The 11,615-nt window shown below is 73.6% G+C and carries 2 protein-coding genes; both read right to left on the bottom strand.

Annotated elements, in window-relative coordinates; genetic code table 11:
* The coding region (locus KS423_RS25375) for a non-ribosomal peptide synthetase (protein ID WP_224282082.1) at positions 1-9,542 on the bottom strand (9,542 nt) is incomplete at its 3' end.
* 103 nt (positions 9,543-9,645) lie between these two features.
* The coding region (locus KS423_RS25370; RefSeq protein WP_224282081.1) for an ABC transporter ATP-binding protein at positions 9,646-11,615 on the bottom strand (1,970 nt) is incomplete at its 5' end.

Raw genomic sequence — 11,615 nt, 5'->3', positions numbered from 1 at the left:
AGCGCGAGCCGCGCCCGCCCGGCCCCGCCGAGCCCGGCGGCCAGCCCGGCCACCGTCGGCGTCTCGAAGAGGGCGCGCAGCTCCAGTTCCACTCCGAGGGCCGCGCGTGCCCGGGCGACCAGCCGGGTGGCGAGCAGGGAGTGCCCGCCGAGGTCGAAGAAGTCGTCGTCGGCCCCGACCTCGGCCACGCCCAGCACCTCGCCGAACAGCTCCGCGAGGACCTGCTCCTGCGGGGTGCGCGGGGCCCGGCCGGTCCGCTCCGCGGTGTGGACGGGCACGGGCAGCGCGCGTCGGTCCAGCTTGCCGCTGGCCGTCAGCGGAAGGCTCTCCAGGGGCACGAAGGCGGCCGGGACCATGTAGTCCGGCAGTCGCTCGCGCAGGTGTGCCCGCAGCTCGTCCGGATGGAGCTCCGCCCCGGTGGCGGGCACCGGGTAGGCGACCAGGCGCGTGTCGTCCGCCCGGTCCTCCCGGACGGTCACCGCGACCTGGGCGACCTGTGGGTGTTCCGCCAGCGCCGCCTCGATCTCGCCGAGCTCGATCCGGAAGCCGCGCACCTTCACCTGGTCGTCGGTCCGGCCGAGGAACTCCAGATTCTCGTCCGCACCCCACCGCACCAGGTCACCGGTGCGGTACATCCGTGATCCATGCGGCCCGAACGGGTCCGCCACGAACCGTCCTGCGGTCAGCCCCGGCCGGTTCAGGTAGCCGCGCGCCAGCCCCGCACCGGCGATGTACAGCTCACCCGGCACGCCCGCGGGCACCGGCTGCAACGCGGCATCGAGCACGTGCAGCCGGACACCGCCGAGCGGCCGGCCGATCACCTGGCGCGGGCTCGACTCCAGCGACGCGACGACCGAGTCCACCGTGCACTCGGACGGCCCGTAGTAGTTCAGGGAGAACACCCCGTCGGCCGCCCGCAACCGCTCCCACAGCTGCTCCGGAACGGCCTCCCCGCCCAGCCCGACCATCGAAGGACGCCACCGCGGGTGGTCCAACAGGCCGTGTTCGACGAGGACTTGCATGTAGGACGGGGTTACGCCGACAGTGTCCAGCCCGGCCCGCACGGCGTAGTCGAGGTAGGCGTCCGGGTCGGTCCAGGTCGCCTCGTCCAGGACGTGCAGCTCGTGGCCGGCGTACAGGGCGAGCAGTTGGTCACAGGAGGCGTCGAACGACACGGACGTGGTCAGCCCGACCCGCATCCGCTCCTTGAGCCGGAAGACCAGCGAACGCTGGCTGGCGAACAGGTTGAGCAGGCCGCCGTGCGTCGCCACCACGCCCTTGGGCTTGCCGGTGGAACCGGAGGTGTAGATGACGTAGGCCGGATGCCCCGGATCGATGGCCACCGCGGGGTCCGTCGCCGGGCAACCCGCCAACGACCCGGCCGTCTCCGGGTCGTCGACCACCAACCATCCGGCCGGACCGTCCGGCAGCCGGCCCCGGGTGCGGGCGTCGGTCACCACCAGGACCGGCCGGGCGTCGTCGAGCATGTACCCGATCCGCGCGGCCGGGTACTCCGGATCGAGCGGGAGGTACGCCGCGCCGGTCTTCAGCACCGCGAGGATCGCCACCACCAGTTCGGCCGACCTCGGCAGCGAAACTGCCACCAGCCGCTCCGGCCCCACACCCCGCGCGATCAGCGCATGGGCCAACCGGTTCGCCCGCGCGTCCAGCTCCGCATACGTCAACGTCGCGTCCGGCCCCACCACCGCGAGGGCGTCCGGAATCGCCCGCACCTGAGCCCGGAACAGCTCCGGCAGGCTCTCGGTGAAGGCCTGGGCCTCCGGGCCGGTACCCAGCGCCGCCAGCTCGGCGCGCTCCTCGGCGGCGAGCAGGCCGAACCGGCTGAGCCGCCGCTGCGGGTCGGCGACCGCGGCGCGGAGCAGCCGCTCCCACCGCCCGATCATCGTCTCGACGGTGGCCGGGTCGTACAGGTCACTGGCGTACTCGACGAAGCAGTCGATCCCCTCCGGGGTGGGGGCACCTCCCGGGCCGCCAGGCCCAGGGGGACCGTCCTGCGCCTGCCGCTCGGACATGGTGAAGATCAGGTCGAGCTTGGCTGTGGTCGACGTCAACGGCATGCCGTCGACGCGCAGCCCGGGCGGCGCGAAGTCGGCCCGGGGCGCGTTCTGCAGCACTAGCATGACCTGGAACAGCGGGTGGTGCGCCAGCGAGCGCACCGGGTTGAGGGCCTCGACGAGGTACTCGAACGGCAGGTCCTGGTGGGCGTACCCGGCCAGCGAGGTGTCCCGGACCCGGCCCAGCAGCTCGCCGAAGGTCGGATCGCCCGAAGTGTCGGTACGGAACACCAGGGTGTTGACGAAGTAACCGACCAGCTCGTCCTGCGCCTGGTCGGTCCGGCCCGCGACCGGGCTGCCGACCGGGATGTCATCGCCCGCGCCGAGCTTGCTCAACAGCGCCGCCAGCCCTGCCTGGAGCACCATGAACAGACTCGTCCCGTGCGCGCGGGCGAGCTCGCGCAGACCGCGGTGCAGCTCGGCGTCCAGCTCGGCGTGCACGGAACCGCCCCGGTGCGAGGCGATCGCCGGGCGGGACCGGTCGGTGGGCAGCTGGATCCGCTCCGGCAGACCGGCCAGCTGCCGGGTCCAGTAGGCCGCCTGGCCGGCGAACAGGCTGTCCGGGGCGGTGGATTCGCCGAGCAGTTCGTGCTGCCACAGGGTGTAGTCGGCGTACTGGACCGGCAGCTCCTCCCACTGCGGCTCCTCGCCACGGCAGCGCGCCGCGTAGGCGGCGGTCAGGCCCTGCGCGAGCGGGCCCAGCGACCAGCCGTCACCCGCGATGTGGTGGAGCACCAGCTGGAACACGTGCTCGTCCGGCGCCAGCTCGAACAGCTCGACCCGCAGCGGCACGTCGACCGCCAGGTCGAACCGCCGGGCCTTCGCCTCCGCCATGGCGGCCGACAGCTCGGCCTCGGTGGTCCGGCTCACGCCCAGCCGCGGGCGGGCTGCCACGACGTCCAGCACCTGCTGGTACGGCACGCCGTCGACCGCCGGGAAGACGGTGCGCAGGCTCTCGTGCCGGGCCACCACGTCCGCCACGGCGGCCTCCAGGGCCGGCCGGTCCAGATCCCCGGACAGCCGCCAGGCCAAGGAGATGTGGTAGTTCGCGCTGGCACCCTCCAGCTGGTGCAGGAACCACAGCCGCCGCTGCGCGAACGACAGCGGGATCACCTCGGGGCGCTCACGCCGTGCCAGGGCGGCCTGCGCCGGTCCGGCCGCCACGAGGGCGGTGGCCAGGCCGGCCGGGGTCGGAGCCCCGAACAGCGTGCGCAGCGGCATTTCCACGCCGAGCGTCGCACGGATCCGGGCGGCCAGGCGGGTGGCCAACAGCGAGTGCCCGCCCAGGTCGAAGAAGCCGTCCTCGACGCCGACCGACGCCACGCCCAGGACCTCCGCGAACAGCTCGCAGAGGATCTGCTCCTGCGGGGTGCGCGGCGCGCGACCGATGCTCACCGGGGCGAGGTCGGGTGCCGGCAGCGCACGGTGGTCCAGCTTGCCGTTGGCGGTCAGCGGCAGGCTCCCCAGGGTGACGAACGCCGCCGGCACCATGTGCTCCGGCAGCCGCTCACGCAGGTGCTCGCGCAGCTCGGCCGCGCGCGGGACGGCACCCGGGGCCGGTACCAGGTACGCGACCAGCCGGGTGTCGTCGGTGCGGTCCTGCCGGGCCAGCACGGCCGCCTGCGCGACGCCCGGGTGGGCGGCCAGCGCCGCCTCGATCTCGCCGAGCTCGATCCGGAAGCCGCGCACCTTCACCTGCTGGTCGGCCCGGCCCACGTAGCGCAGACTCCCGTCCGCGGCCCGGCGCACCACGTCGCCGCTGCGGTACATCCGGGAGCCGGCCGGTCCGAAGGGGTCGGCGACGAACCGCCCGGCGGTCAGGCCCGGCCGGTTCAGGTAGCCGCGCGCCAGTCCGGCACCCGCGACGTACAGCTCGCCCGCGACACCCGGGGCCACCGGGCGCAGGCCGTCGTCGAGCACGTACGTCCGCAGGTCCGGGAGGGCCGTGCCGATCTGGCCGGCGGTGGTGCCGGAGCGGTCGAGCGCCGCGTACGTGACGTGCACCGTGGTCTCGGTGATGCCGTACATGTTGACCAGCCGCGGCGCGTCCTCCGGGTGCCGCTCGAACCAGCTCGCCAACCGGGCGTGCTCCAGCGCCTCGCCGCCGAACACCACGGTGCGCAGGGCGAGTCGGCGGCCGGTCTCCGGGGCCTCCGCGTCCGCCTGCATCAGCTGGTAGAAGGCGGACGGCGTCTGGTTGAGCACGGTCACCCGCTCGCGGGCGAGGAGTTCCAGGAAACGGTGGGGCGAGCGGCTGGTCTCGTGGTCCACGACCACCAGTCGGCCACCGTGCAGCAGCGCGCCCCACAGTTCCCAGACCGAGAAGTCGAAGGCGTAGGAGTGGAAGAGCGTCCAGACGTCCTCGGCGGTGAAGCCGAAGAGCGCCCGGGTGGTGCCGAACAGTCGCACCACGTTCCGGTGCGGGACCACCACGCCCTTGGGGTTGCCGGTGGAGCCGGAGGTGTGGATGACGTAGGCCGCATGACCGGGCTCGACCGAGACCTGCGGGTCGGTGTCCGGCCGTCCGCCCAGGTCGAGCGCGTCCAGCAGCAGCCGGTCCACCGGCTCCGCACCCGGCAGCTCACCGATCCCGCTCGTCGTCAGCAGCAGCGACGGCCGGGTGTCCCGGAGCAGGTAGGCGATCCGGGCCGCCGGGTACCGCGGGTCCACCGGCACGTACGCGGCGCCGGCCTTGAGCACCGCGAGCACCGCCACCACCAGGTCCGCCGAGCGCGGCAGGGCCAGCGCCACCAGCCGCTCCGGCCCCACGCCCCGGTCGATCAGCGCGTGTGCCAGCCGGTTCGCCCGGGCGTTCAACTCACCGTAGGTCAGGGCGGCTTCGCCGTCCGTCAGGGCGACGGCGGCCGGGTCCGCCCGAACCTGTCGCTCGAAGAGCGCGGTCAGGCTGCTCTCCGGCGGATCCTCGCCCCGGTCGGTACGAGCCGGGAGCAGCGCGCGGAGCTCCTCGGCGGAGAGCACGTCCACCCGGCCGATCCGCCGGCCGGGGTCGGCGGCCACGGCGCGCAGCAGCCGCAGCCACCGGTCGACGATCCCCGTCACGGTGGCCTCGTCGAACAGGTCGGTGCTGTACTCCACCACGCCCGACAGCCCTTCCCCTCCGGGCTGTTCGGCCAGGATGAAGGTCAGGTCGCACTTGGCCGTCCCGGTGTGGACCAGGTCGGTCTCCACCCGCAGCCGCGGCAGGTCGAACGTGCCGAGCGGCGCGTTCTGCAGGGCGAGCATGGTCTGGAACAGGGGGTGGTGCGCCAGCGTCCGGGTCGGGTTCAGCGCCTCCACGAGGTGCTCGAACGGCACGTCCTGGTGCGCGTACGCGGCCAGCGCGTCGGAGCGCACCCGGCCCAGCAGTTCGGTGAACGACGGGTCGCCGGACAGGTCGGTGCGCAGCACCAGGGTGTTGACGAAGAAGCCGACCAGGTCGTCCAGGGCCTCGTCGGTGCGTCCGGCGATCGGCGTGCCGATCGGGACGTCGGTGCCGGCGCCGAGCTTGCCGAGCAGGGCGGCCAGGGCGGCCTGGAGCACCATGAAGAGGCTGGCGCCGCCGTCGCGGGCGAGCGCGCGCAGGCCCTGGTGCAGCTCGGCGTCGATCCGCACCGGCAGGTGGGCGCCCCGGTAGGACATCACCGCCGGGCGGGGCCGGTCGAAGGGCAGCTCCACCTGCTCGGGAAGGTCCGCCAACTTCTCCCGCCAGTAGGCCAGTTGCCCGCTCAGCAGGCTGTCCGGGTCGGCACCGTCACCGAGCAGCTCCCGCTGCCAGAGGGCGTAGTCGGCGTACTGGACAGGCAGCGGCGACCACTCGGGCTTCGCCCCCTCGCAGCGGGCCGCGTAGGCCGCCGTCAGGTCACGCGAGAGCGGCCCCGTCGACCAGCCGTCACCGGCGATGTGGTGCACCACCAGCAGCAGTACGTGTTCCTCCCTCCCGAGCCGGAACAGCTCGGCGTGCAGCGGCGGCTCCTGCGCCAACTCGAAGCCGTACCGCGCCGCCTCCGCCAGCCGGTCCGGCAGGTCGCGCTCGCCGGCCTCGGTCACCCGCAGCCGCGGCCGTGCCGCGTCGAGGTCCAGCACGTGCTGGCACGGCACGCCGTCGACCACGGGGAAGGTGGTGCGCAGGCTCTCGTGCCGCCCGACCACGTCCGCCAGGGCAGCCTCCAGGGCCCGCTGGTCGAGGTATCCGGACAGCCTCAGCGTCAGCGGGATGTTGTAGGTGGCGCTGGGGCCCTCCATGCGGTGCAGGAACCACAGCCGGCGCTGGGCGAAGGACAGCGGGACCGTCCCGGGCCGTTCACGCGCCGCGAGCGCGGGCCGGGCCCGGCCCGCGGCGTCCACCGCCGCCGCCAGTTCCGCCACCGTCGGCGCGTCGAACAGGTCACGCAGCCTCAGTTCCACGCCCAGCACCGACCGTGCCCGGGCAACCAGCCGGGTGGCCAGCAGGGAGTGCCCGCCGAAGTCGAAGAAGTCGTCGTCGGCGCCGACCTCCGGGACCCCGAGCACCTCGGCGAACAGCCCGGCCAGCAGATGCTCGGTCGCCGTGCGCGGAGCGCGGCCGGGGTCTGCCGACTGCCGGTCGGGTGCCGGGAGAGCCTGCCGGTCGAGCTTGCCGTTCGGGGTCAGCGGCAGCGCGTCCAGCACCACGTAGGCGGCCGGCACCATGTGCGTGGGCAGCCGCTCCCGCAGGTGTTCGCGCAGGGCGGTGTCGGTCACCGCGGTGCCGGGCTCGGGGACGGCGTACGCGACCAGCCGGGGTTCCTCCTCGGTGCGCACCACGACGGCGGCCCGGGCGACCTGCGGGTGTTCGGCGAGGACGGCCTCGATCTCGCCGAGTTCCACCCGGAAGCCACGGATCTTGACCTGGTCGTCGGTGCGGCCGAGGAACTCCAGGTTCCCGTCCGCGTCCCAGCGCACCAGGTCGCCGGTGCGGTACATCCTGGCGCCCGAGGAGCCGAACGGGCAGGCCACGAACCGCCCCGCGGTCAGCCCCGGCCGGTTCAGGTAGCCACGGGCCAGACCCGCGCCCGCGATGTACAGTTCGCCCACCACGCCGGTCGGCAGCGGCCGCAGGGCTCCGTCGAGCACGTACACCCGGGCGTTGGTGACGGGCCGGCCGATGACCGGGCGCCGGCTCGAACCCACGGGTGCGACCACCGAGTTGACCGTGCACTCGGACGGTCCGTAGAGGTTCAGGCAGGACACCCCGTCCGCCGCCCGCAACTGCTCCCACAGCCGCTCCGGAACAGCCTCGCCGCCCGCGGCGACCACCGCCGGGCGGCGCTGCGGATCGCTCAACAGCCCGTGCGCGACAAGCACCCGAAGGTAGGACGGGGTGGCTTCGACGAAGTCCAGTCCGCACCGCGCGGCGTAGTCGACGAAGGCGTCCGGGTCGGTCCAGGTCGCGTGCTCCGGGACGTGCAGCTCGTGGCCCCCGAACAGGGCGAGCAGCTGGTTCCAGGAGGCGTCGAAGGACACCGAGGTGGTCAGCCCCACCCGCAGCCGCTTCCCTTCCTTCAACAGCTGCGCGAAGTGCACCTGCCGGTGATCGGTGAGGAGGTTGAGCAGGCCGCCATGGGTCGGTACCACGCCCTTGGGCCGTCCGGTGGAACCGGAGGTGTAGATGACGTACGCCGGATGGCCCGGATCGACGGCCACCGCCGGGTCCGCCGCCGGGAGCCCTGCCACCAGGTCAGCCGTCTGCGGGTCGTCGAGGAGCAGCCGGGCGGCCGCGCCCGCCTCGGGCAGCCGGTCCTCGCTGCGGGTGTCGGTCACCACCAGGGCCGGGCGGGCGTCGTCGAGCATGTGCCCGATCCGGGCCGCCGGGTACTCGGGATCGACCGGGACGTACGCCGCCCCGGTCTTCAGCACCGCGAGGATCGCCACCACCAGCTCGGCCGACCTCGGCAGCGCCACCGCCACCAGCCGCTCCGGCCCCGCACCCCGAGCGATCAGGGCATGCGCCAGCCGGTTCGCGCGCTCGTCCAGTTCCGCGTACGTCAGCGAGACGTCCCCGCACACCAGTGCGACGAGGTCCGGCGTCGCGCGCACGTGCTTCCGGAACAGCTCCGGCAGGCTCTCGGCCGGGAGCTCCGCCGCCGGCCCGGTGCCGAGGGCCGCCACCTCGCGGTGCTCCTCGGCCGCGAGCAGGCCGATCCGGCCCACCGCCTCGTCCGGGTCCCAGTCGGCGACGGCGTCGAGCAGGGCGATCAGCCGCTGCCGGTGGGCGGCGAGGTCGGCGTCGCCGTACGCCTCGGGCGAGCCGTGGAGCCTGAGCAACGGAGGGTTCCCGTCGCGGTAGTCGAACACCCAGACGGCGAGGTCGGTGGTCGACCCCGACACGAAGTGGTGCACGGAGGCGGGGTGCCCGGCGAAGCTCGGCCTGGAGTTGAAGGCCATGATGTTGACGATCAGCGGGAACGCCGTCCCGATGCTGCCGGGCGCACCGAGGTCCCGCAGCAGGTCCTCGCTCCGGTACCGCTCGTGCGCGACGGCCGCCTCGACCTCCCGGGCCACCTGGGCGACGAGGTCCCGCCACCGCGTGTCCGGTCGTACCGCCAGCCGCAGGGGCACCACGTTGGACATCGTGCCCGGCACCGACATCAGGTCGCGGTCGGCGGACCGACGGGCCGTGACGGGGAGGGCGAGCACCACGTCCTGCGTGCCGGTCAGCCGGTGCGCGTAGAGCGCCGCCGCCGCGATCACCAGACGCGACCACCGGACACCGGTCCTCCCCGCCGCGTCCCGCAGCGCGTCCGGGCGCCGCAGTTCCCGCTCCTCGGCCAGGCGGAGCGCGCGGTTCGGGTCGGTCGCGGCCGTGTCGGTGAGCCGCGTCGGTGCCGGCCGGTCCGCGAAGCGTTCCGTCCAGTAGTCGCGGTCGGCGGTGAAGTCCGCCGACGCGCGGTAGGCGGCGTCGCTGTCGACCAGGTCCCGCAGCGAGCCGAACGGCGACGGCGGCACCGGACCGCCCTCTGCCAGGGCCGAGTACACGTCGGCGACCCGCTGCCTGACCAGGGCGCTGCTGATCGCGTCCAGCACCACGTGGTGGTAGTTCAGGTACCAGAGGAACTCCGTCGGCGACAGCCGGATCAGCGCGTGTCCGAACAGCGGGTCGCGCGCGAGGTCCAGCGGGCGCATCAGGTCCCGCTCCATCCACTCCATGGCCGCCGCACGGGGTGCGGTTTCCCCGCTGAGGTCCAGGTGCGCCGGTGCCCAGTCCCAGGTCGCGCGGAGGACCTGGCGCGGGCCTTCGCCGTCGTCGACGAAGGTCACGTGCAGGGCGTCGACCTCGTCGACCACCCGGCGCAGCGCGGCCTCGAACAGCGCCGGCTCGACCGGCCCGTGGATCTCCAGGCACTCACCGACGCGGTAACCCGGGATCGGTGTCCGGGAGCGCTGCTCCGCGAGCCAGATCTCACGCTGGGCCGCGGTCAGGGGAAGGACGTCGCCGTCGCGACGGGACATGGGGGTACCTCCAGAAGTGTGGGCGGGCATACGCGCACGGCACGCCGGGCCACGCCGACCGCGGTGGCGTCACGCGGTCGGCGGGCGGGGCGGCTCGCGGCGGTCAGGCGGCGAGTTCGCCGGCCTGGAGCTGCCAGAGGGATGCGTAGAGTCCGTGCTGGGCGAGGAGTTCGTCGTGGGTGCCCTGTTCGGCGACGACGCCGCCCTTGTCCATGACGTAGATCCGGTCCGCGTGGCGCACGGTGGAGAGCCGGTGGGCGATGATGACCATCGTCCGGTCGGCCGCGAAACCGCGGAGCGTGCGCTGGATGGCGGCCTCGGTCTCGTTGTCCACGGCGGAGGTGGCCTCGTCGAGGATGACGACCGGTGCGTCCTTGAGGATCGCCCGCGCCAGGGCGATCCGCTGCCGCTGGCCGCCCGAGAGGGCGGCGCCGCGCTCGCCGATCACCGTGTCGTAGCCGTCCGGCAGTGTCGCGATGAAGGTGTGTGCCTCGGCCATCGTGGCCGCCTTCACCACGGCCTCGTCCGAGGCCTCGAAGCTGCCGTAGCGGATGTTGTCGGCGATGCTGCCGTCGAAGAGGAACGGATCCTGGGCGACGAACCCGATCGCGTGGCGCAGGTCCCGGCGCGGCAGGTCGGTCACGTCCCGGCCGTCGAGCAGCACGCTGCCGGACGCCGCGTCCTGGAAGCGCAGCAGCAGCTTGGCGACCGTCGTCTTGCCGGATCCGGTTGCGCCGACGAGGGCGGTGACCTGCCCGGCGGGGATGGTCAGCGAGAGGTCCTCCAGTACCGGCGGCCGACCGGGGTAGGCGAAGGTGACGTCGTCGAGCACGATCTCGCCCTGCACCTTGTCGGCGTCGAGCGGCCCGCCGGTGCCCTCGGTCTCCACGGGCAGCGCGCGCAGCCGGCGGACCCGGTCGTGGGCGGCGAGCGTGCGCTGGTACTGGTCGACGATGCCGCCGAGCCGGTTCATCCGCATCATCACCATCTGGGGCAGCCCGATCAGCGGGCTGAACACCTCGAACCGCAGGGTGCCGTTGAGGACCGAGCGGCCGCCGATCAGCAGGGTGCCGGCCATCGAACTGGTCGTGCAGACCCGGACGATCTCGGCGTGGCGGATCGCGCTCCGGTCGGTCTGCCGGTTGCTCTCCTGGGCCGCCTCGCTCAACTCGTCGATCCGCCCGGCCTCGTAGTCCTCGGTGCAGAAGCTCTTGACGGTGGCGCCGGCCTCCAGGCTGTTCACCAGCTGGCTGTGCAGCCTGGCCCGGCGCTCGCCGGAGACGGCGTAGTCGGCCGCGGCCTTGTCCTGGTAGTGGAGCGACAGCCAGGCGATGACCGGGATGGGCAGGAACGCGATCCAGGCGATCTGCGGGGCCAGCAACAGGAACGCCGGCACCAACAGGGCCAGGCTGGTGCCCAGTTGCAGCACATCGTTGGCCGAGGAGGCGAAGAAGTTGCCCAGCTGCCGGACGTCGTCGGTGAGTACGCCGGCGATCCGGCTGGTCCGTTCGCCTTCCAGGTGCCGAAGTTCGAGGTGCTGCACGTGGGCGTACGTGCCGCTGCGCCAGTCGTGCTCGATGTCCTGGCCGAGCCCGCGCCACTGGAGGTTCGAGGAGTACGAGAGGCCCGCCACGGCGGCGCAGGCGACGGCCACCAGTCCTGCCAGGCCCAAGAGTTGGGAGGTCGCGGTGGTCAGACCGATGCGGACCAGCGGCGCGGCCTCGCCCTTGATGAGGACCAGGGCGGTCCAGCCGAGGAAGGTTCCGAGTGCCATCTCCGAGACCTGGCAGGCCACCGACAGCGCGGAGGCGCGGTAGAGGCGCCGCCGGTGCGGCCCGACGATCTCCAGCAGGGGGTGTCGTTCGGCTCCGTCTCCGGACAGCTCCCGGCTCACGTCGGCCGTCCGCCGCCAGGCCTTCTGGAGGACTGTCGCGGTCGCCGCCGCCACGCCGCCCAGCGCGACCAGCTGCCTGCTGAGCGCCGAGCCGCGGATCAGCGCGATGCCGGCGGCCACCCCGCCCCCGACGGCGAGGACGGGACGCACGACGAGGCCGCGGTCCGCCCGCGGCGCCG

The sequence above is a fragment of the Streptomyces sp. LS1784 genome (assembly GCF_020103755.1).
Taxonomy (GTDB): domain Bacteria; phylum Actinomycetota; class Actinomycetes; order Streptomycetales; family Streptomycetaceae; genus Kitasatospora.
The sequence above is the reverse complement of the archived record's forward strand: the minus strand, read 5'-3'. Positions and strand labels throughout refer to the sequence as shown.